Annotated in this window: 13 protein-coding genes and 5 pseudogenes; 6 read left to right on the forward strand and 12 right to left on the reverse strand. The window is 56.5% G+C overall.

Annotated elements, in window-relative coordinates:
• Positions 1-27 precede the first annotated feature (27 nt).
• The 11 genes and pseudogenes from ACZ1HE_RS01275 to ACZ1HE_RS01325 form a co-directional block, all read right to left on the reverse strand.
• Positions 28-1,281 (reverse strand): annotated as a pseudogene (locus ACZ1HE_RS01275) (flavin-dependent oxidoreductase).
• Positions 1,282-1,342: 61 nt separating this feature from the next.
• A complete protein-coding gene (gene idi / locus ACZ1HE_RS01280) occupies positions 1,343-1,885 on the reverse strand; it encodes an isopentenyl-diphosphate Delta-isomerase (RefSeq protein WP_108785158.1) in 543 nt (180 codons plus the stop codon).
• 199 nt (positions 1,886-2,084) lie between these two features.
• Positions 2,085-2,498, reverse strand: a complete 414-nt coding sequence (locus tag ACZ1HE_RS01285) for a c-type cytochrome (RefSeq protein ID WP_472619228.1) — start codon at positions 2,496-2,498, stop codon at positions 2,085-2,087.
• Positions 2,499-2,601: 103 nt separating this feature from the next.
• Positions 2,602-3,617 (reverse strand): annotated as a pseudogene (locus tag ACZ1HE_RS01290) (P1 family peptidase).
• A 4-nt stretch (positions 3,618-3,621) separates the two neighbouring features.
• Positions 3,622-3,975 (reverse strand): cupin domain-containing protein, encoded by a 354-nt coding sequence (locus ACZ1HE_RS01295; RefSeq protein ID WP_472619229.1) that lies wholly within the window; start codon positions 3,973-3,975, stop codon positions 3,622-3,624.
• A complete protein-coding gene (locus ACZ1HE_RS01300; RefSeq protein WP_472619230.1) occupies positions 3,972-4,718 on the reverse strand; it encodes an SDR family oxidoreductase in 747 nt (248 codons plus the stop codon). Before ACZ1HE_RS01300 ends, ACZ1HE_RS01295 begins: the two co-directional genes overlap by 4 nt.
• A gap of 125 nt (positions 4,719-4,843) precedes the next feature.
• Entirely contained in the window at positions 4,844-5,263 is a 420-nt protein-coding gene (arfB, locus tag ACZ1HE_RS01305; RefSeq protein ID WP_472619231.1) for an alternative ribosome rescue aminoacyl-tRNA hydrolase ArfB, read from the reverse strand.
• A 296-nt stretch (positions 5,264-5,559) separates the two neighbouring features.
• Positions 5,560-6,189 carry a queuosine precursor transporter gene (locus ACZ1HE_RS01310; protein WP_472619232.1) on the reverse strand — a complete coding sequence of 210 codons (630 nt, stop codon included), beginning with the start codon at positions 6,187-6,189 and terminating at the stop codon, positions 5,560-5,562.
• Positions 6,190-6,286: 97 nt separating this feature from the next.
• Complete coding sequence (locus ACZ1HE_RS01315; protein ID WP_472619233.1) at positions 6,287-6,994, reverse strand: esterase-like activity of phytase family protein; 708 nt, start codon at positions 6,992-6,994, stop codon at positions 6,287-6,289.
• Between the two features lie 148 nt (positions 6,995-7,142).
• On the reverse strand, positions 7,143-7,997 hold the full coding sequence (gene mepA, locus ACZ1HE_RS01320) for a penicillin-insensitive murein endopeptidase (protein ID WP_472624301.1): 855 nt from the start codon (positions 7,995-7,997) through the stop codon (positions 7,143-7,145).
• Between the two features lie 20 nt (positions 7,998-8,017).
• Positions 8,018-9,381, reverse strand: a pseudogene (locus tag ACZ1HE_RS01325) (MFS transporter).
• A gap of 190 nt (positions 9,382-9,571) precedes the next feature.
• On the opposite strand from ACZ1HE_RS01325, the gene ACZ1HE_RS01330 reads away from it, so the two are divergent.
• From ACZ1HE_RS01330 to yaaA, 3 genes are all read left to right on the forward strand, one after another.
• Entirely contained in the window at positions 9,572-9,859 is a 288-nt protein-coding gene (locus ACZ1HE_RS01330; protein WP_472619234.1) for a YggT family protein, read from the forward strand.
• A 95-nt stretch (positions 9,860-9,954) separates the two neighbouring features.
• A complete protein-coding gene (gene recQ / locus ACZ1HE_RS01335) occupies positions 9,955-11,994 on the forward strand; it encodes a DNA helicase RecQ (RefSeq protein ID WP_472619235.1) in 2,040 nt (679 codons plus the stop codon).
• A 31-nt stretch (positions 11,995-12,025) separates the two neighbouring features.
• Positions 12,026-12,796 carry a peroxide stress protein YaaA gene (gene yaaA / locus ACZ1HE_RS01340; protein WP_472619236.1) on the forward strand — a complete coding sequence of 257 codons (771 nt, stop codon included), beginning with the start codon at positions 12,026-12,028 and terminating at the stop codon, positions 12,794-12,796.
• Here yaaA and ACZ1HE_RS01345 read toward each other — a convergent pair.
• A pseudogene (locus ACZ1HE_RS01345) lies at positions 12,793-15,015 on the reverse strand (response regulator). The gene yaaA and the pseudogene ACZ1HE_RS01345 sit on opposite strands and share 4 nt — an antisense overlap.
• Before the next feature lie 135 nt (positions 15,016-15,150).
• On the opposite strand from ACZ1HE_RS01345, the pseudogene ACZ1HE_RS01350 reads away from it, so the two are divergent.
• The 3 genes and pseudogenes from ACZ1HE_RS01350 to pbpC all read left to right on the forward strand — a co-directional run bounded on the left by ACZ1HE_RS01350 (position 15,151) and on the right by pbpC (position 23,161).
• Positions 15,151-20,578 (forward strand): annotated as a pseudogene (locus ACZ1HE_RS01350) (alpha-2-macroglobulin family protein).
• Positions 20,575-21,135 carry a putative glycolipid-binding domain-containing protein gene (locus tag ACZ1HE_RS01355; protein ID WP_472619237.1) on the forward strand — a complete coding sequence of 187 codons (561 nt, stop codon included), beginning with the start codon at positions 20,575-20,577 and terminating at the stop codon, positions 21,133-21,135. The pseudogene ACZ1HE_RS01350 and the gene ACZ1HE_RS01355 overlap by 4 nt, the downstream one beginning before the upstream one ends.
• Positions 21,128-23,161: a penicillin-binding protein 1C gene (gene pbpC, locus ACZ1HE_RS01360; protein WP_472624303.1), complete on the forward strand. Its 2,034-nt coding sequence runs from the start codon at positions 21,128-21,130 to the stop codon at positions 23,159-23,161. Before ACZ1HE_RS01355 ends, pbpC begins: the two co-directional genes overlap by 8 nt.
• Positions 23,162-23,175 lie beyond the last annotated feature (14 nt).

The raw sequence follows: 23,175 nt of genomic DNA on the forward strand, positions 1-23,175 counted from the left end.
GATCGCTTGGGTGCGCGAGCGTCCCTGTCATCGGTCAACGTGGGCACCGTCTGGAATGATACGGGGTTTGGCGTTCAGTGCCTCTATCGAGAAGCCTGCTGTGGTTTTGTATTTTTCAGAGTGGGCCGCCAGATCGGCGTGAGGAATCACGTCGTCAATCACTTCGAAATCACCGCCGCATAGATCCTCGACCCGTTGCAACACCGCATCCGGTCCGCCACCTGCGCGGTTGGCGAGGCCGACGCCGGTTGTAACCGGGCGGACCTGCGCCTCATATGATTCGAGCGCTTGCTGGGTTACCCCGTGTTCAAGCAAACAGGCTCCGATCACGCGGGCATCGACGATGGCACTGGCTCGCCCCATTGGATCCGATGGGATAGGTCGGATGCGCGGCATCCCCCATCAGGGTCACGGCGCCTTGTGTCCATTGAGGCAGCGGATCTCGATCTACCATCGGGTATTCATAAACCACCTGCGCGCCCTTGATCAGCGCGGGCACATCGACCCAGTCGAACTGCCAGCCTTCGAAATCGGGCAGGAAATCGGCGATGTCTGCGGGGCGGTTCCAGTCCTCTTTCTTCCACGCGGCATCCAGCGGGAAGCGCTTTTCGGCGATCCAGTTTATGGTGGCCAATCCGCTGTCCGGATTGGGCGCAGAAATCGGATAGGCGACCAAGCGCAAGTCATCGTGCCCGATCATCACCATCGCGGCCCCGCCTCGAAACTCGGGCGCTTGGGTGGTTGCACGCCACAAAACGCGGCCGTTCCAGATCGGCGCGCCTTCGTCCGGGTACATCTGCGCACGCAGGGCCGAATGGATGCCGTCCGCAGCGACGATCAGGGACGCTTCTTCGGACCGCCCCCTTCCAGCAGCAGTGTTGACGACGCTTCGAACCCCACGGCCCGCGCGCCGGTTTCGATGCAGTCCGGTCCAGCCCTGTCGATCAGAGCGCGATAGAGCATCATCTGCAATTCGCCCCTATGGACGGAATATTGCGGCCAGGTGTAGCCCGCCCAGGTGCCGCGCGGTTCTTCCCAGATGGTTTTGCCCAGTTTGGAATAGAACCCGTACTGCTTTGTACGCACGCCGATGGCGTCAAGCTCGTGCTCCAACCCCATCTCGAACAGCTCGCGCACTGCGTTGGGTTGCAGGTTGATGCCAACACCCATCGGGCGGATGTCTTGCGTGGCCTCAAAGATGCGGAACGGCACCCCGATCTGGTGCAATGTCAGCCCAAGGCTCAGGCCCGCGATACCGCCCCCGGCGATCAGAATGGTCAATGTTACTCTCCCCTAGCTCAAGCAAGAGAACCAAGTTCGAATGTAACTGACAAGGGGAGCCTTAGGCCTTGGCCGAGATAATCAGATCAGGGCCAAAGATAGTGTCGGCGTGATGCTGCAGATAGATCTTGAGCCAGGGTGTAAACCGCTCAGGGTGGCGGCGGACTTCGGCCAGCAAGTCGTGATAGTCGATCCAACGGGTTTCCATCACTTCGTCCGGGTTGGGTTCCATCGCCAGATCGCCGCGCGCATGGGCGAGGAAAACGTCGACAACCTCATTTTCGACCATGCCATTGCCGACGTCGGCGTGATACTCCAGCCTGTGGCGGTATTCGGGATACAGGCCAGTAATCCCAAGCTCTTCGTTCAAGCGGCGCACGGCGCATGTGCTGGACGTCTCGTCCCAATCAGGATGGGTGCAGCAGGTGTTCGCCCACAGGCCCGGCGTGTGGTATTTGTTCATCGCCCGCCGCTGGATCAGGATATCCATCCCGCGCACGACAAAGACTGACACGGCTTTGTGTTTAAGACCCTTTTCATGAGCCTCTAGCTTGTCTACGGGCGTCAACTCACCATCCACCCAAGCAGGGATCAGGATACCCATGTCGAAACTCCCGGAATGTGGTGCTGTGTGCAGGTCATGATGGGCCGGTTGGTAGCGCGTTTGTTTGTGTTGACTGATGGCGAGGATCGCAATGCAAGGTTGCTGACATCAAAGGTGGCGTCGATCGTCAAGCCAATCAATCGCACGAAAGGCCGCAGGGGCTGCGGCCTTTTGTTCTTTTTGAACGCTTGGACCTGATTTATTCGGCCGTGACGCTTTCCAGATAGGCGTAAATGTCTTCCGAACCCTTCTTGAGCTTGAATGACATCTTGGATTTGGCGGATGTGCTGTCGAGATAGGTTTTCAGGAAGCTTTTGGGGTCCTTGGTATATTCAGCAAAGTTTTCTGCATCCCAGACCAAGCCCTTTTCACCGGCCTCAACCAGGCTGTCGCCATACTTGAACCCGTCAACAGTGCCTGCAGTGCGGCCAACTATGCCATAAAGGTTTGGACCGGTCTTGCCGCCCTTCAGGATGGTTTCACCGTCATCTGACACGATGGTGTGACAGGCTTTGCACTTGTTGAAGGCTTTCTTGCCTTTCTCGGCGTCGCCCTCGGCCAGGGCAGGCACGGCCAGCAGGCCGACAATCATCGTCGCAACAAGACGTTTCATGGCTATTCTCCACTAAATTGGCTGCCCCTAATGAGAGGTCGCGAGGCCCAAGAGTCAAAACGGCACTTTGACGCGCACTGGCACTGTGTCGCAGTCCCTGAGTTTATTTACTGTTTGCTTGCGACCATGTCGGCAAAAGATCGCCTTTGGCCGGAGTGGCCAGATATGCGGCACGCGCAATGGCGCGCGACAGGCAAAGGGCGGCGGCATGGCCGATCATTGTCAGATCGCGTTCCGGGTTTGTCATCGGCCGCGCGCCTGTTGACACTGAAAACACCAGATCCCCATCCCCCGGCGAATGAGCAGGCACGGTTGCCCGTGCAATGCCATCGTGGGCGGCAATGGCCATGCGCTGACATTGCGCCTTGGACAGGTCCGCATCGGTTGCCACGATGGCGATGGTTGTATTGGCGCGGTCTTGTGAATGCTGACGCATCGCCATGAGCTTCCGGCTTTCCTGACTGCGGCCAAGCCCCCATTCGGATCGGGGCCAGCTCCGCCGAACTCGGCCTCAATCTCAAAGTTTGCGGCCCAGAAATGCCGATCTCCCGGCGTGGTGACGCTGCCCATCGGGTTGACGCCGACGAGGGCGCCGACGGTCGTACCATCGTCCAACACCAGCGACGCGGACCCCAAACCGCCTTTGAGCATAGAGGTCAGCGCGCCCGTGCCCGCACCGGCGGTGCCTAGGTCAAACTCTTCACCTGCGGCCTCAAACGCCGCACGGCCCAATGCGCGATAAGGATTTTCGGTCCAATCCTTTTGCCCGCCATTGAGCAGGTCAAACAGGATCGCACCCGGCACCAGGGGAATGATCGCCTGGCCAACCTGAAACCCGCGCCCCTGTGTGCGCAACCCGTCCACAACGCCAGAACAGGCGTCCAGCCCATAGGCGGATCCGCCTGATAGCACCAGCGCCTCAACCTTGGCCACGGATTTGTCTGGGGCCAACAGATCGGTCTCGCGCGTGCCAGGCGCGCCACCCATCACATGGACCGAAGCCGTGAAGGGCTCGGCTGACGTCAGGACCGTTGTGCCGGATTTCAGGACGTCGTCTTGGGCGTTGCCGACCATTAGGCCGGACACATCGGTAATCAGGTTTTTGGGACCGGGCTGCATGGCATCAGATCCTGGGTTTCGGGGCCGCCGTGGCGGGATTACCGGTATTTGGCACGCCCTTCGGTTCGATCAGAAGAACCTTGCATTCGGCATCAGCACGGGGGCGATGAGTTACACCCTTGGGCACGATATAGAGTTCACCGGCGCGCACAATTTCGGGCGATTGACCTTCGATGTCCATCACCATCTCGCCTTCCAGAACGAAGAAAAAGTCATCGGTTTCGTCATGATGGTGATAGGGGAAATCGCCCTGAAATTTAACCACCATCACGTCGTTGCCGTTGTAATCGGCCACCACATGCGGATCCCAATGAGACGAGAACTGCGCCAGCTTTTCGGTCAGGTTCACACGGCTCATATGCAGCGGCCTCCGTCGACTTCCATCGCGACGCCGGTGATCATGCTGGCCTCGTCCGAGCACAGGAAACAGGCGGCGTTTCCCATATCCTCGGGTTGCGAAAAGCGGCCCAAAGGGATGGTCGAAAGGAACTTGGCGCGCACTTCTGGTGTGTCCTCGCCCATAAAGGACTTCAAAAGCGGCGTTTCACCTGCGACCGGGTTGATCGCGTTCACACGCACACCCGAGGGGGCAAGTTCTACGGCCATGGTTTTTGTGGCGGTGATCATCCAGCCCTTGGAGGCGTTGTACCAGTTCAGATTTGGCCGGGGAGAGACACCGGCGGTCGAAGCGACGTTCAGAATAGCACCTTTCCCGCGCTCTTTCATGTGGGGAACCAATGCGCGGGCAGTCAGGTAGACCGACTTCATGTTCACGTTAAACACGCGGTCGAAATCCGCCTCGCTCACGTCCTCCAGCGGTGTAGGAAGATGGGTGACACCTGCGTTGTTGACCAGGATGTCGATGTGACCAAGCTTGACCAGGGCGGTTTCGGCCATTGTGTCGACGGAAACCGCATTACTGACATCGACCTGATGGGCAAAGGCGTCGCCGTCCATCTGCTTGGCGATTTCCTGGGCGGCATCCAGATTAATATCTGCGATCATCACGTGCGCGCCTTCGGAAACGAATTTGGCCACGATGCCCGCACCAAAGCCCGAACCGCCTCCAGTCACGATGGCTGTTTTCCCTTGCAGTCTCATGTGTTCCCTCTCCCCTGAAAACGCGATGTTGGGGTACACTATCAGCGCGCACCAAGGACGCCAGCCCAAAGCGATCCGGAGATCGGGTCTTCAGGCCTCGGTGGTGCTCCCGAGGCTGAAAATGATTATTCGTCAGGAATCCTGCCACGCAAGGATTTGACCTCGCTCCGGGCTTTTTTGGCCTGCAGTCGACGCCGCACCGACCCCTTTGTGGGTTTGGTTGCAATTCGACGTTTGGGAGCCACCAATGCCTGTTGAATCAGTGCCACCAACCGTTCGCGCACGATCTCACGGTTGCGGATTTGCGAACGGGTTTCATCGCACTGTAAAATCAACGCGCCCTCTTTGGTCCAGCGGCGCCCTGCCAACCGTCTGAGGCGATTCTTCACTGGACCGGGCAGCGAAGGTGAGCGTTCAGCCTCGAACCTCAGCTCGACCGCGGTGGACACCTTGTTGACGTTCTGTCCGCCGGGGCCAGAGGCACGCATGAAGCTTTCCGTCAGCTCCCAGTCCTGAATTAAAATATCGTCGGTGATCCGCAGCATGGCGTGACCATACAGCGGCCCTTGTTGGGCAAACAGAGCTAAATCAAAAAGGGCTGCTCGAAAACGAACAGCCCTTCGAAAGTTTTAGGAGGTCGGGTCGGTCAGAGTAAACTCCACGGACCTGATCTCAGATCGTTTCGGGTGGCGTTGCCGCCAAGGATTGCCTTAGCAGGCGCGCCCCCGAATTGTTCCGACACCTCTCTCCAATCTCTTTCTCGACACTGGATCACCTCCTTTGCTTTTGTTGAACTCAAAAGAAAGGTGGCACGGGTTGCCGAATTCTCCAAACAAAATCGTCAGGCGGTGCTGCCGTTCGGGTCAAGGCGCCGCACAATCATGCGGAACGGGATAAGCGCGATCAGGGCCAGCGACAGCTTGACCAGCCAGTCTGCAAAAGCCATCGACATCCACAAAGGTGCGACCGGGCCCATGCCCAGCATCGGGATCGCCTCATTCGCCCAGGACACGTCGTTGGCCGGTTCCAACCAGGCAAGCTGAGCCGAGAACGCGATCGAGAAGAACAGAGCGGTGTCCACGCAGGATCCCACCAGGGTCGAGGCCAGCGGCGCACGCCACCATTTGCCGTCGCGCAGAGCGGAAAAGATGCTGACGTCCAGCATCTGTGCCGTGAGGAAGGCGATGCCCGATCCCATGGCGATGCGCAGGGTGACCAGCGGGCCAAACTCGCCCATGATCTGGGTGCCGATCAGCGAGCAGATGACGCCCACGATGAAGCCCACGAAAACCACGCGGCGCGCGGGACCGGCGCCATAGACGCGGTTCATCACATCAGTGACGATAAAGGCAAGCGGATAGGTGAAGGCCCCCCATGTCAGCCATTGGCCGAACAGGAATTGAACCAGAATGTTTGAGGCCACGACGATGGCGGCCATGGCAAGAATGCCGGGAAGATGTGCACGTGTCATTTGTCTGAGCCCGTTTTTTTGACAAGGTAGCGGCGACTTGTCCCGCCTGAACGACGGGTAAGCGGCGCGTTTAGACAACTTTGGTTACAAACACAAGTCAGTCGGGCAGGATGTACTCTACCAATTCCGTCCGTTGGATAAACAAAAAGTTGTCGTCCGATATCATGGTTGCGCGCAGCGTGCCGCTTTGGTCGCGCCAAACAGAGATACCTTCAAGATTGTCGTGAGTGCCAGGACCTGTTCGGAACATGACTTCACCGCCCGATACCATTCCGCCTTTTAGCTCCCATCTTCGCAATTGACTGCGAAACCCCAAAATTCCCGCTGAACGTTCCAGCAGATAAAAGCGGCCATCTGGGCCAATGTCCGCTCCCACGGGCTTGAAGGTGCCATGAGTAGGTAAAGTGAATGGTTGCGACCAGCGCCGACCGTTCCAACGGTAGACAGGAATGTGTCCGTCAGCAGTCAAGCCGCTTTCCGGCATGGTATAAAGATGTCCATTGCGATCCAGAGCCAATGGTTCAAATGACCCGTTTATTGCCATTTGTCGAAAAGCTGCAGGCCGAGGCAAAACGTCGGCGACCGCGCCTTGATTCCGATAGCGAGCGACTCTGTGGACACCTTCGAATGAAATATAAATCGTTCCGTCCGGGGCTATTGCCAGACCTTCGGAATCGCCGACACGTCCAGACAGTGCTTCGCCTTTGCTGGAACGAAGACGACTCATCGACGTTAGTTTCACGTCGGCGATCTTCCCTTCATCTCTTGCAACGTCGGCAGTCGCTATTCTGGCACGGTCGCTCAACACCGTCAGTTGACGCCCGCCATCCGACATTTCGATGGCCGAAAACCCCCGAACCACGGGGCCTTGCTGGTCCACAAGTGGCTGCTCAGGAACTCCGCTTTTGACGTTTTATCAGCGGTTGCCGAGCCGGAAACTGCACTCGCCAGAACTATTGAGAGTGCAATACCGAAGCGCATTGTTTTGGCAAATCCGAAAGAAAGTAATCGCGTCGCTTCTTGGGTGGCGGCGCGTTGGGGTCACGCGGCTTGGGCGGCGGCGGGCTAATGATGTTGTTGACCCAAGTTTGCGCTTCGTCGCAGCCGTCGCCTTTGGGTGGTGGATCCTGATTGATGCAACCTTTTGCGTTGCGTGGGCATTTCAAACGGACATGGAAATGGTAGTGATGTCCGTACCAGGGTCGGATCTTGCGCAAATAGGCCCGATTGCCTTTTTCGGTGTTGCACATCTGAACCTTTGCGCCCGGAAAGACAAAGATGCGCGCTGTGCGTTTGTCTTTGGCTGCGGCTTTGATGATCTCGTGATGTTGGCGTGTCCAGTTGCTGTTGACGAATGCGCCTTTATTTCGGCGCAATGAGATCGAAGAGATGTTCTCACGTTGCTGGCGCGACATGCGCAGATTGTTCGCAGGCAACATCCAGATGTCGATGTCCAGACCAATCTGATGACTGCGATGCCCTGTCAGCATCGGCCCGCCGCGTGGCTGGCTGATGTCCCCGATGTACAAACCACGCCAACCGCGCTGCTGTGCGGCCTTGCGAGAGAGTTTTTCAATGAAATCGATTGTCTCTGGATGTCCCCAGTTTCGGTTTCGTGACAGACGCATGGCTTGCCACGTCGGGCCCGTTTCCGGTAGCTGAACCGATCCTGCTGCGCAGCCTTTGGAGTAGCTGCCATAGGCCGAGGATTTTTGGTTTGAGGCCGTTCCTTTCGCCCCAAACAGCTGCTTGGCCAATGGTTCCGCCGAAAGTGGGCTGATCAACCCGAGTAGACAAAAGACAAAAATTGAAACTTGAAGAAATCTCACTAGGAACGGTCCCCTTCTGGTTTCACCCAAATCAACAGGATCAAGCCCAGAATAAACAATCCGACCACGGGGGAAACCCCCAGCCGTGCACTGCCTGTCGCGGTCGTCATAATAGCGATCAATGCAGGCGCCAAAAACGCGGTTGCTCGGCCTGACAGACCATAAAGTCCAAAACTCTCTGTTGGAGCTTCGGGATCAGAATGACGCACCATCATTGATCGACTTGCGGATTGCAGTATGCCTCCCATGCCCCCAATCAGGACACCACACCCAAAGAACACCATGTCTGGCAAGCCCGATCCTGCTTGCAGTGGGATGCCAAAGATCTGTGTCCTATCCATGCCGACAATGGTTGCGCACACCAGGATCAATACCCAGATCGATGCCCTGATCACGGGTTTAGGGCCAAGCCGCTTGTCGGCTTTGCCCCTAACCATGAAAACAGGGCCGCGGCCAAGACACTGACAATGCCAAAAACCCCGATTTTCACAATGTTCCATTCCAGAACCAGAGTAGCGTATACGCCGCCGAAACCATAAAGCCCGTTCAGTGCATCGCGGTACAGCATCGAAGATCCCAAATAGGCTGCAAGACTTGAACGGGAAAAGACCCGTTTAACGGTTTTTGCCAACATTCTCAGCGCTTGGGAAATCCCGCCAGATTTGCCAGTCGGGTCACCGTCGCGAACCCACATGAAGTATGGGATCATGAAAATGGCGAACCATCCCGCCGTCAGGATTCCAACAAAGCGTGTGCCTTCTCGGGCTGTCGCATCCAGACCAAAGGCAGGATCAAGACCGATCAGTGTTTTACCATTGGGTTGTTCGACAAACAGGGCCAACATGATCGCTAGGGACACCAGCCCCCCGAAATAGCCAAATGCGAACCCGGACCCAGAAATCTTGCCGACATCTTTTTCGTCTCCGATGTCGGGAAGCTGTGAATTGATGAAGATCAGGGCATATTCTGCACCGACAAAACCGAAGCCGAATGCAAACAGCATCATCCACATGTTTGACCCGTCTGGCATCGTATACCAGAGCAGACCAGAACCAACGACATACATGACGGAAAATCCAAATATCCAAGGAATGCGCCGTCCGGTCACATCCGCCAATGCGCCAATCAAGGGTGCACCGAAACCAATGATCAGTCCGGTGACCGTCAAACACCAAGACCAAACGGTTTGTGCCCGCGCAGCCGCGGCTTCGTTGTCCAAACCAGTGGAATGAAAATACTCGGCTGCTACGCTTGCAAAATATGGCCCAAAGATGAAAGTGACGAGGAGAGTGTGATACGGCTGGCTTGCCCAATCAAAGAACCACCATCCCCAGACGCGCTTGCGCGCAGAAATTTCCGACATGTCCATCCCCAAAGCAATTGGCTTGATATGACGGGCAATTCACGAGCGACGCAAGGAATATCGCTTTGACCAAGAACCGTCGTTGCCGGCGTGGCACAGTCAATCCTGCAATGCTCAGGTGCTTCAGCGGCTCTTGCCCTTTGCCACAGGTCTGCTTAGGTGAGTAGCGGTCCGACAAAGAGGAAAACCGATGCAATCGCTGTTCCAAATTCTGATGCTGCTGCTGGACGTTGTCTGGTTTTTCATCATCGCCCACGTGATTATGAGCTGGCTGATCAATTTTCAGGTATTGAACCTGCATCAGCAACTGGTTGCTCAGATCTGGTACGGGCTGAACCGCATCCTGGAACCGCTTTACGGCCCCGTGCGCCGGATGCTGCCGTCCATGTCGGGTATCGACCTAGCCCCGCTGGTGGTTCTGCTGGGTGTCTTTGCCCTGCGGATTATCCTGATCAACAACGCGGCGCTGTTCTACTGACCTCGTGACCCGTGACCTCTTGTTCACGGAATCTTAGTATGTGATTGTGTCTGCTAAGAGCAGACACACAAAATACTGACGAGGCATACGCCCAAATGTTCGACGCCGCGCCACTGTTGCGAGATGTCTTTGGATTCGACGCCTTCCGCCCAGGGCAGGAAGAGATTGTCGATGCCGTGACTGCGGGCGAAAATGTGCTGGCGATCATGCCCACGGGTGGCGGTAAATCCCTGTGCTTTCAACTGCCTGCGCTAATGCGTGAGGGGGTCACGGTTGTGATCTCTCCGCTGATCGCTCTGATGCGCGACCAAGTGCGCGCGTTGCAAGAGGCGGGCGTCGCGGCTGGGGCACTGACATCCGGCAATACGCCTGAAGAGACCGACGCGGTTTGGGCTGCTTTGGATGCGGGCGAGCTGAAACTTCTCTATATGGCACCGGAACGTCTGGCGTCAGGTGCTGCCATGGGCATGCTGCGCCGGATCGGGGTCAACCTGATCGCCGTGGATGAGGCGCATTGCGTCAGCCAATGGGGCCATGATTTCCGCCCAGATTACCTGCGCATTGGCGAGCTGCGCCGTGCCCTGGATGTGCCGTTGGCCGCCTTCACCGCAACGGCGGATGCGGAAACGCAGGACGAGATTGTCGAGAAACTGTTCGACGGTGTCCCTCCGCGCGCCTTCCTGCGTGGATTTGATCGGCCCAACATCCACCTCGCCTTTTCCGCCAAGGACAACCCCCGTCGCCAAATCATGGAATTCGCTGCTGCTCGTAAAGGGCAGTCCGGCATCGTCTATTGTGGCACCCGCAACAAGACCGAAACCCTTTCGCAGGCCCTGCGCGAGGGCGGGCATTCTGCATGCTTTTACCATGGAGGGATGGAGGCCGAGGATCGGCGTGTCGTCGAAACCCGTTTCGCCCGCGAGGATGGGTTGATCGTGGTTGCAACGGTGGCTTTTGGCATGGGCATCGACAAGCCCGACATCCGCTGGGTGGCCCACGCAGATCTGCCAAAATCGATCGAGGCCTATTACCAGGAAATCGGTCGCGCTGGGCGCGACGGTGGACCGGCGGAAACGCTAACCCTCTTTGGTCCGGATGACATTCGACTGCGCCGGTCTCAGATTGATGAAGGGCTGGCACCGCCCGAACGCCGCGCTGCGGACCATGCTCGCCTGAATTCTCTGCTTGGCCTGGCCGAGGCGCTGCAGTGTCGGCGCAAAACATTGCTTGGTTACTTTGGTGAAACGGATGTGAGTTGCGGCAAATGTGATCTGTGCGATGCGCCCGCAGATGTGTTTGACGGAACTACGCCAGTGCGGATGGCGCTTTCAGCGATCCTGCGGACTGAAGAATGGTTTGGCTCGGGCCATCTGATCGACATCCTGCTGGGCAATGAGACCGACAAAATTCGTGCTCGTCGGCATGACCAATTGCCCACTTATGGCGTTGGCAAGGAGTACAGCAAGCCGCAATGGCAGGCGATTTTCCGGCAGATGATGGGGCACGATCTGATACGCCCGGACCCTGAACGCCATGGCGCGCTACGCATGACCGAGAGGGCCAAGCCGATCCTTAAAGGCGAGGCGCAGATCCAACTGCGCCGGGATTCCATCCGGAAGGCCGCACGCAGGCCAGTGGTCAAAGCAATGGTTTCAGACGAGGATGCACCGCTGTTGTCTGCCCTTAAGGCCAAACGCCGCGCGCTGGCTGAAGCTGCCAAAGTACCGGCCTATGTCATTTTTCCCGACCGAACGCTGATCGAAATGGCGGAACGCCGCCCGACCTCGCTGGATCAGATGGCGCGGGTGGGGGGTGTCGGGGCCAAGAAACTGGAGCGCTATGGCTCACTCTTTCTTGAAGTGATCACCGGCACGGTGGAGGAACTGCATCCGGCGCGCCGCAAACTTGCGGGTCAGGATCGGGCTGATTTGTACGATCAATTGTTGAAAAAGCAGACCGAGTTGTCGCGCGGAGCAGATGGTATCGACAAACCCCTTAGCTGTTCGGCCTCACAATTGGCCAAGGTAGCGCAACTCAACCCTGCGGATCGAAATGCGCTGGAACGGGTATTGGGAGAACGCCGGGCAGAACGATTTGCCGAGGCTTTTCTGGACGTCCTTAGAGCAGCAAGCTAAATCTGCAAAAAGTACAAAATGGGGAACTGAAATGCTGGTTGTGATTTCTCCGGCCAAGAGGCTGGACTGGGCAGAACGCGATGTCATGGCGACGGAACCCGCATTTCAGGAAGATGCGATCCGATTGGCCAAGACGGCGCGCAATCTGACCTTGGGCGATCTGCAAAAACTGATGGACATCAGTCCTGACCTGGCCCGATTGAATCGCGACCGATTCAAGTCGTTCGCCAATGAACCCGGTGTCGACCTAACGCGCCCGGCCGCACTGGCCTTTGCCGGAGATACTTACCAGGGCCTTGAAGCCGGTTCGTTGGACGCAGATGAATTGGCGTGGGCGCAAGACCATTTGCGTATTCTGTCTGGCCTCTATGGTGTGTTACGGCCACTTGATCGAATTCAGGCGTATCGCCTTGAGATGGGAAGCAGGCTGAAAACCCGACGTGGCAAGTCGCTGTATGATTACTGGCGCGATAGCCTCAGCAAAGCGCTGAACGAACAGGCGGAAAAGATGGATGCGGACACTTTAGTGAACTGCGCCAGTCAGGAGTATTTCGGCGCCGTAGCCCCAAAAGCGTTGAAGTTGCGTGTGGTGACGCCCGTATTCATGGAAGACAAGGCAGGCTCTCCGAAAATCGTCAGCTTCTTTGCCAAGAAAGCTCGCGGCGCGATGGCACGATTTGTGATTCAAAACAGATTAACTGATCCAGCGGCTCTTCTGGAATTTGACACAGGCGGGTACGCCTATCGCGCAGATCTGTCTCAGCCGGAGAAACCGGTTTTTGTGCGTCCTTATGAGGCCTAATCGTTCTCACTGGGATCCACTGGAAGGGCCTGTGGGGGACAGAACTCCTTGATGCGTTCGTGAATCAAGATTTTACGCAGTGGTTTGGTCATGTAGTGATCCAAACCTGCTGCCAGATCCCTTCTGAATCGCCGTTCATCGCGTGCGCAGTTAATGCGACAATTGGAACGTGATGCCCGGTCTCCTGTTCCTGTTTGCGGATCGCCTGTGTTGCTTCTTTTCCATCCATTTTGGGCATCGAGATGTCCATAAAAATCAAGTCCGGCTCAAATTCTGAATGGGCTTTCACTGCCTCCAGACCGTTACCAGCGAATTTCAAATCAATCTCGAGGTCTTTTACCATTTTCCGGAACACCAGTTGGTTTGTGCGGTTGTCCTCTGCCGCCAGAACACGCATTCGGCGTTTGCCTGGTTCAGTAGGTGTAGGTGCCATCTTGGCTTTTTGGGGATCAATTTCCGCACTACCGCGAGTGGGAGCAGGTTGAGATGTTTTTGCACCCAGTTTCGCCAATCGCGTAAACAGTTCCGCGCGGGGAATGGGTTTTTGTAGAATTCCTTGAGACAGTTTGCTGGCTGGATCTGCTTGGGCGACGCTTGGGTTTGATGACAACAAAACAAATGGCACGTCCGTCCAATGCTGGTTGCGCAAAGCTTCGACCAATTCCAGACCATCCATTTCAGGCATGTTGTGATCGCTCAGCACCAAATCGACGGTCTGATCCATGCGCTCCAATGCTTCATGTCCAGAGGCACACGAGGTAACTTTTACCCCTAGCTGGGCAAGTTGTTTCTGAAGAATTGCCCGATTGACCGAAAGATCATCAACAATCACTACGTGCCGTATCTCTCCAAGGAAATTGGGAGGTGACGGCTGCGGCCCCTCGGCCATGTTCAGCGCAATTCGAAACCCAAAGCACGAGCCTGTGCCCTCTTCACTTTCCACCCACACCGATCCTTGCATCAATTCCACCAGGCGGCGCGAAATTGCGAGGCCAAGTCCGGTGCCTTCGAACTTTCGGTTGCGCTCGTCTTCGACTTGATTGAATTCACCAAAGATATGCTCGATTTTACTGGCTGGAATTCCAATGCCGGTGTCTTCGATTGCAACGTGAATGGCGCAGCTTTGGGATATCGGGTCGGGCACCCCGGTAACGCGGATCAGGACATGACCTTGGGATGTGAACTTGATTGCATTGCCAACCAGATTTGTCAGCACCTGTCGGATGCGGCCCGGATCTCCAATGAACAAGGTTGGTAGGAACAGATCGTAATCAACCAGCAGGGTCAGACCCTTATCTCGAACGGTGGGTTGCAGGAGCATCGCGATCTCATGAATACAACGTTCAAGATCAAATGGTTCGGGATGCAGGATCAGCTTGTCAGCCTCGATCTTAGAATAGTCTAGCACATCGTTGATAATGACGAGCAATGCTTCGCCCGAATTCTTGATGGTGTTTGCATAAAGCCGTTGCTCTTCATCCAGGCTGGTATCTGTCAACAATTCTGCCATGCCCACCACACCATTCATGGGTGTACGGATTTCGTGACTCATATTGGCGAGAAAGGCGGATTTTGCTCTGTTGGCGGCTTCGGCACGGGCGCGGGCCGCGCGCAATTCGGTTTCATAGTGAACGGTTGAGGTAATGTTCAGAGCCAAGCTCACGACGTCGCCACCGTGACCGCGTTGGTCGATCAGCTTGATGTATTGGTCGTTCCACAACCGTATCACAACCGGTTCGGGGTTCGGGGCAAGCCAACGCTCGGTCATCATGTGACGCCACTCGGCCTGAGACACGGCCTCGGTGTTGACCAAGCCTTCGTCGGTGAAAAGCTGCAAAATCCGCATGTAGGAAATGCCGGGTGCAACTTCTTCCAGCCCGTCAAAAACGTTCAGGTAGGCAGTGTTGGCGCCGATTAGATTGCTGTCGGCGTCGAAGAACGCAAACCCGTCCTGAATGGTTTGAATGGAATGCCACAACCGACGTTCCGCTATTTCGATCTTAGCGTTTGCAACCGTCAGGTCCGACTTAACCTTTTCGTTCTCGTCACGAACGGTCGCGACTTCGGCCTGCTTTTCACCGATTTGACGGGTCAGGGCCAATGCATGCTTAGCCTAGTTTGCGATTTGCGGCGCTCAATTCAGCCTGTTTCAATTCAAGCAGTCGTTCAGCTGCTAGACGAGCGCGTCGTTCTTCGGCCAATTTGTTGACTAGGCTCATTCCCACGGATCCCCAACGGTTCTTGGCAGCAGCATCCAACGAGTCGGTGAAGAAGTGTTTAAGCCACTCTGTCAGCGGGAATCGTTGCCAATACCGCGCCAGCCATGCGACCCTGATCCAAACGCGGAGGGCATGATGACACGCTTTTTGACCTTTATTTTCGTCAACATTATTTCAATGGTCTCATTCACGATCGGAGCGGCAGCTCAAAACGCAGTGCCTGAGTTTCGGTATGTTGTTACGCAGGGCATGGACTTTTTCGGCGAGGATTTGGATGCCCTGTTTGACACGGACTTGCAGTCTTGTGTCCGCGCCTGTTCCATCACTCAACAATGCGCTGCTTTCACGTTTAATACGCGGTCAAATGCGTGCTTCCCCAAAAGCGGAGTAAAGGATCAAACGCCGTATGACGGGGCAGTATCCGCGCAAAAAGTGCTTACACAGGCCGAAGTTTTGCAGCGCGGATCAGACCGAATGCACAAGGTGCCAAGCCTTCACGCACAGGATTTTGAGCAGGCTGCCAACCTGGCGCGTGACCTTGGCCTGAAACACCCTGCAGGCGGCATGGATATCGACGCAGTTCTGGGCGCGATGCGTGCTTCGACCGCTGACCCAAATAGGGCTCTGGGTTGGACGGGGGCAGCCGTTTCGTTGACAGACCGGTCTGATCTTTGGGTGGAATATGCGCTCAGGTTGTTACAAATAGAACCAAAAGCGCAGCGCCGCTCAGACATACAAGCGCAGGCGATTTCAGCAGCACTCAATGGGTATTTGAGGTCAGACAATGCAGGCGCTCAGGTCACTGCATTGGAGGTTCTTGCACAGGCGCTTGAGCGTTCTGGACGAGGCCGCGATTCAGTTTCCATTTTGCGCGTAGCGTTCGGGATTCAACCGCGTGACGATGTTCTGGCAGCGCTGGAACGGGCAATTGGAAAATACGGTTTCCGCGTGACTGACACCACAGTTGAAAGCGACCTTTCTGCGCCTCGGATCTGTATTGAGTTTTCCGAGAAACTAGAGAAGGCCAATGTAGACTATGAACCGTATGTCCGATTGCCAAACCAAACACTTTCTGTTCAGGCAGACGATAATCAGATTTGCGTTGATGGGGTCGAGCACGGCGAACGGTACCGCCTAACACTGCGAAAGGGACTACCATCTGCGTCGGGCGAAACCCTTCATCGCGATGTAACACTTACACACTATGTGCGTGATCGGTCTCCTTCGGTTCGATTTCCAGGCAGATCTTACGTTCTACCCAAAACGGCAGAAGCCGCGCTGCCAATCGAAACTGTTAACCTGACACAAATCGATCTGCGACTGCGGCGGGTCAGCGACCGGAATCTTTTGCGCGCAGTTCAGGACGGATTTTTCGGTCGCCCGCTCAACCAATGGCAAGATCAACAGTTTGCTTCAGAAATCGCGCAAGAGGTCTGGTCCGGTACGGCCGAGGTTGTCAGCGAACTCAATCAGGACATGACCACGCGCTTGCCGCTTTCCGAGGCGATCGCAGGACAACCCGCTGGCATCTATGCCCTGTCTGCACGCGTACCAGGTGCTGATCCCTATGATGATCCGGATGCGACCCAGTGGTTTGTTCTGTCCGATCTGGGTTTGCAGACGGTGTCCGGAACAGACGGGCTGCGTGTTTCCGTTTTGGGGTTGGGCGACGCCAAGCCACGGGCTGGCATAAAGGTCGCGTTGATCTCAAAAGCCAACGCTGTGCTCGCCGAAGCTGAAACCGGTACAGATGGCACTGTTCTGTTCGAAGGTGGGCTAACGCGTGGGTCCGGGGCCGCGGCTCCGGCGATGGTATTCGCGCGTCAGGGCGAACGGGACATAGGGTTTCTTTCGCTGACAGACCCGGCCTTTGACCTGACGGATCGTGGGGTGGAGGGTCGACCGGCTCCGGGGCCTGTCGACGTTTTTCTGACTACTGATCGCGGAGCATACCGAGCGGGTGAGGTGATCAATGCAACGGTGCTGGCGCGCGACGGTGTGGCAAAAGCAATCGATGGCTTGCCGATGATTGCCATTTTGACCCGCCCTGATGGCGTGGAATACCTGCGTCGGGTGTCAAATGGGGGTGCCGCTGGTGGTTACGTTTTTGATTTGCCGGTTGATACAAACGTTCCGCGCGGCACCTGGAAGCTGGATATCAAAAGCGACCCTAAAGGCCTAAGTCTGGCCAGTCAGATCTTGTTGATCGAGGACTTTCTTCCCGAACGCATCGATTTTGAACAAACCCTTCCAGATACTCCTTTGCGCCCGGGTGATAGTGTGCCCGTGTCCATCAACGCCCGATATCTGTTCGGCGCGCCTGGTTCGGATCTGACTACTGACGGTCAGATGGTGATCCGCACGACGCGAGAATTGGGAGCCTTTCCTGGATACCGTTTCGGTCGTCACGACAGTTCTGTCACGGCGCAAAGCAGCTATTTCGGTGGTGAGCGCACGGATGCGCAGGGCAAAGTTCAACTGATTGTTGATATCCCCGCAATTGAAGCGGCGGGTCGACCACTCGAAGCTACGGTCATTACACGGATAGCTGACGGCTCAGGGCGGCCGGTTGAAAGACGCCTCAGCGCGCAGGTCAATCCGCCCACGGAGCTAATCGGGATTAAACCGCTTTTTGAAGATGTGGTGGCCGAAGGAACGGAAGCCGAGTTTCAAGTTATTGGTCTGACACCCGACTTGACGCCTCAATCGATGCGCGTGCGCTGGACCCTGAACAGGGTCGAGACACGGTATCAATGGTACCAGCTTTACGGAAACTGGAACTGGGAACCAACAACCCGACGTACCCGGATTGCGGTCGGCGAGGCTGATCTGGGCCCTGACCCTTTGACGGTATCCCAGCCAGTAGATTGGGGTGAATATGAACTGGTCGTCGAACGACTTGACGGGACGTATACGGCGGCCGCGTTGAATTTTTTGCGGGTTGGTATCAGGGAGGCGATTCCTCGGTCACGCCGGATAAATTGGAGCTGTCACTGGATAAGGACAGCTACCGTGTGGGTGACACCGCTCGCTTGAGGATCGTTCCACGCATGAGTGGCACTGCGCTGATCACTGTAATGTCCAACAGTGTGATACACCGGGAAATGGTCGAAGTATCCGAAGGTGATACGCAAATTCCATTGAGTGTGACCGAGGATTGGGGCAGTGGCGCCTATGTCACCGCCACAGTAATCCGACCGATGGACGAGAGTTCGGGCCAGAATCCGGCCCGTGCACTGGGGCTGGCTCATGCGCAGGTCGAGCCTGAAGGGCGCAAATTGGCAGTCTCTATTGACACTCCCGACGTTGTAAGACCTCGGCAAAATCAAGCAGTCAGTGTTACGGTCGAGGGTGCAACTGAGGGTGAAGATGTCTTTTTCACATTGGCGGCCATTGATGTTGGAATTTTAAATCTGACCGGTTTCAAAAGCCCCAATCCGCAGGATCACTACTTTGGCCAGCGACGATTGGGTGTTGAACTGCGAGATGTCTATGGTCGGTTGATCGATGGAATGAACGGGGCCATGGGGCAGGTGCGATCTGGTGGTGACACTGACACCGGCCTGCGCATGCAATCCCCTCCGCCGACGCAAGACTTGATGGCGGTGTTCAGCGGTCCGGTAAAAATTGGCCCGAACGGCACGGCGTCGGTTGAGGTACAACTTCCGTCCTTCAATGGCACGGTGCGCCTAATGGCCGTGGCGTGGTCGCAGTCCGCAGTGGGACAGGCCGAGCATGAAATGCTGGTTCGAGACCCGGTTGTCTTGACCGCCAGCTTGCCGCGTTTTCTAGCTCCGGGTGACAGAAGCCGGATGTTGTTGGAGGCAGTGCATGCCGACGGTGCAACCGGTACAATGCAAATCCAGGTCACCGCTTCGCAAGGTGCTCAATTGGGTGACGTACCCGCATCGTTCACGCTGGAAACAGGCCAAAAGAAGTCTTTTTCGATCCCCGTTGTTGCCGAAACTGTCGGAGATCACCTGGTACAGCTGGTACTGACGACACCAGACGGGCAGTCGCTGCGACAAACTCTGACATTGCCTGTTCGGGCAAATGACCCGGTGGTGGCGCAAACCAGACGCTTTTCTCTGGGGGCGGGTGACAGTTTTCTGTTTTCAGATGATGTGTTTGCGGGATTGCGTGCTGATACGGCCGAGGCGATCTTATCAGCCGGGCCTTTGGCCAAGTTTGATGCCCCCGGACTGCTCAGTACATTGGGCCGTTACCCATATGGCTGTACCGAGCAGATCACTTCACAAACAATGCCTCTGCTGTATTTGTCGTCTGTGGCGCAAGCCGCCAAGCTTGGAAGTGGCGCCAAGGTTTCAGCTCAGATCGACGCTGCAATCTCGCGCGTGCTGACACGGCAGGCATCGAACGGCGCCTTTGGCCTTTGGCGGGCTGAAAGCGGAGACTTTTGGCTGGACGCATATGTTTCCGACTTTCTGAGCAGGGCCCGTGCCGAAGGGTATGTTGTTCCCCAACGTGCCTTTGATCAGGCGATGGATAATCTGCGCAATCGCATCAACTATGCTCCTGATTTCGACTTCGGTGGCGAAGACGTGGCTTATGCGCTGATGGTTCTGGCGCGCGAGGGTGCGGCCGCGATGGGTGACCTGCGTTATTATGCCGACGAAAAGGCCGAGGCTTTGGCCACCCCGCTTGCGGTTGCCCAATTGGGCGCAGCATTGGCGATGTACGGCGATCAAACCCGAGCGGATGCCTTGTTTGCCCGATCGGCCATCATGTTTGAGGAGCACGGCTTTGTGGACTCGGTCGTGTGGCGGTCTGACTACGGGACATCTCAAAGGGACGCCGCAGGCGTGCTTGCACTGGCTGCTGAGGCAGGAAGTGTCACGTCCGGAAATGTCGAGCTGATTCAACAGGTCAGCCAGACAAACGGACATTTGTCTACGCAAGAGGCAGCATGGACCTTGTTGGCGGCACAGGCGTTGGTCAAGTCGCCAGAGCAATCAGGCCTGAAGGTCAATGGAACACAGGTGTCAGGTCCCTTTGTAAAGGTTCTTCGCGGAGCGTCTGGAGATGTCTACAACATTACGGCGGCAGACGGGCAAGCAACTGACATCACTCTGACAACCTTGGGTGTTCCCGAAATTCCTGTTGCTGCCGGAGGGACAGGATACGGGATCACGCGCCAGTATTATTCTATGGAAGGGACATTGCTGGATCGCCGCGATTTCACAGTGGGTGAACGAATTGTCACGGTTTTGACAGTTGATCCGTTCGAGGCCTCGGGAGCGCGCCTGATGATCAATGACCCACTGCCCGCGGGAATCGAGATCGACAATCCCAGCCTTCTTCGGTCGGGCGACGTTCGGGCGCTTGATTGGCTATCCCTATCCGAGGCTACGCATACCGAGTTTCGTTCGGATAGGTTTCTGGCGGCCATCGACATGCATGGCGGTGATAGGGTTACCGTGGCCTATGTGGCACGCGCTGTCACGCCAGGGGGTTTCATCACCCAGCGGCTTCGGTTGAAGACATGTACCGTCCTCGATATCGGGCTCAGACTGAAACCGGACGGGTCGAGGTCAGACAATGACGAAGGTGCTTGCAACAGCACATTGGCAGCGGTCCGAGGGTGAGGGAACCGACCGCTGTACCTTGTCGCGCGTCGAACATGGGTGGATCTTGATGGGCTACGCTGTCTGGCGCGTAAACGGGGTTGGCTCACGGCTGAGCTATGACGTGCGATGTGGCCCTGAATTGCAAAGCTTGTCTGCTGATATTGCAGGTGAAGTTGATGGTTCGCCAGTTTCGCTGCGCTTGTTTCGCAGTGACGATGGATGGTTGTTGAATGATGTTCCGCAGGTCGACACCCAAAATTGCAAGGACTTGGATCTTAGTTTCACACCTGCAACCAATCTTATGCCGATCCGGCGTTTGGGCCGAATGCCGGGGGATCAGATCACGACAACCGCCGGTTGGTTGAAGCCCGGGTTAGACAAAATCGAGCGTCTTGAGCAAAGCTATGAGCGGACTTCGGATGGGCAGGTTCACTATACGTCGACCAACCATTCGGCAGAATTGAAAGTGGACATATGCGGATTTGTGACGGCCTACCCCGACGGGTGGCACGGATGGGTGGATGATGCCTAGGGCCGCGTACCTTTGTTTTGCACTTGCTGTTGGTCTGTTCGTGGTTGCCATGGCGCGGGATGGTCTGGACCAATGGATAGACCGAACCGAAGTGCCCGTGGTTCTGTCCGAAACTTCGGTTGAGGTCCTTGATCGGAACGGCCAACTGCTACGCGCTTTTCAGGTTGAGAACGGCATATGGAGACTATCTCCCGGAACTGTGGATGAGACGTTTCTTGCCATGCTCCAAAGGTATGAGGATAAGCGCTTCGCGTCACACAATGGTATTGACCCGCTGGCTTTGCTTCGAGCTGTTGGGCAAGCAATTTGGAACGGAAAACCGGTTTCTGGCGGATCTACTCTGACGATGCAGGTGGCACGTTTGCTTGAGGATGGCCCAACCGGTCGATGGTCTGGCAAGCTGCGGCAGATGCGGGTTGCCTTGGCGCTTGAGCGCCGGTTGAGCAAGGGGCAAATCCTTGACCTTTACCTGACAAACGCACCTTACGGGGGCAATCTCGAAGGTGTGCGAGCCGCCTCGCGCGCTTGGTTTGGAAAAGATCCCACCCGGTTGACCGCGGCGCAAGCAGCCCTGTTGATTGCATTGCCACAATCCCCCGAGGCGCGCCGTCCAGACCGCCATCCGGTTGCTGCGCGCAAGGCACGCGATCGTGTTTTGGAACGAATGCATGATCAGGGCGTATTGCCTCTGGCTGAGGCGCAGGCTGCCCGGCAGGAAAAATTGCCGGGCAGCCAACGGGAGTTTCCGAGGTTGGCAGCCCATCTCGCTGACCGCCTGCGTGCACGGCACCCCGAACGATTGCGGCACAACCTGACTGTTGATGCAGAGGTTCAAGCCAGTCTTGAGCAGTTGATACACCAGGCGGCACGCGTTGCAGGACGAAAAATGTCTGCCGCTCTGATCCTGGCGGATACCCAGACGGGAGATATTCTGGCATCGGTTGGTTCGCATTCGTATCGGGCAGATCGGCAGGGATTCGTCGATATGACACAGGCAATCCGATCCCCGGGCTCAACCTTGAAGCCACTTGTATATGGGTTGGCATTTGATCAGGGATTGGCTCATCCGGAAACACTTATCCACGATGGGCCAATTCAATTTGGTCGATATGCTCCCCGAAACTTTGACGGGCAATTCAGGGGGGATGTTCGGGTTCGCGAAGCCTTGCAGATGTCTTTGAATATTCCGGTGGTCAAACTGACGAATGCCTTGGGTCCGACTCGGTTGATGGCGGCGTTGCGAACTGCAGGTATTGAACCTCAATTACCGAATGGCAAGCCGGGCTTGGCGGTTTCCTTGGGTGGTGTCGGGCTCAGCCTGCAGGATCTGGTTCAGCTGTACGTCGGACTTGCGCGCAAAGGGCAGGGGACACTCCTGCGAGAGGACTTGTTGATGCCGGTGGCAGAAGCGGGCCGGATACTGTCGAGTGTGTCTGCTTGGCAAGTCAGTGATGTTTTATCGGGTGTTGCGCCTCCACCCGGAGCCCGGAGTAAAACTTTGGCTTACAAGACAGGCACATCATATGGGCACCGGGACGCTTGGGCTGTTGGTTATGATGGCCGACATGTGATTGGTGTCTGGATGGGCCGTGCTGACGGAACCCCAGTTCCCGGGGTCTTTGGAGGTGAACTTGCGGCACCTGTATTGTTTCAGGCGTTTGGTCGGTTGAAACCCGAGTTTGAACCCCTGCCACCTCCTCCGCCGTCCGCACTAATTGTGGGTGCAGCGGAGTTGCCGCGCCCTTTGCAACGGTTCGAAACGCGCGGCGGGACCATGGAAAAGCAGCACGCGCCACAATTGGTTTTTCCCCCGAACGGCGCCAGTCTTGAAACCCACGGGGCTTCGGTCGTCATAAAGCTGCGCGGAGGTCTGGCTCCCTTTGTCGTTTTGGCGAATGGCGTGCCCGTCGCAAGGAACATGCACCTGAGAGAATTTGAAATCAGCAATCCGGGGCGCGGGTATTCCAATCTGGTGGTGATTGACAGTGCAGGACAATCCGACCGAGCAGAAGTTCGGATTGAGTGAGTAAAAGGAGTTCA

It is taken from the genome of Falsiruegeria sp. JB4-1, from assembly GCF_055693495.1.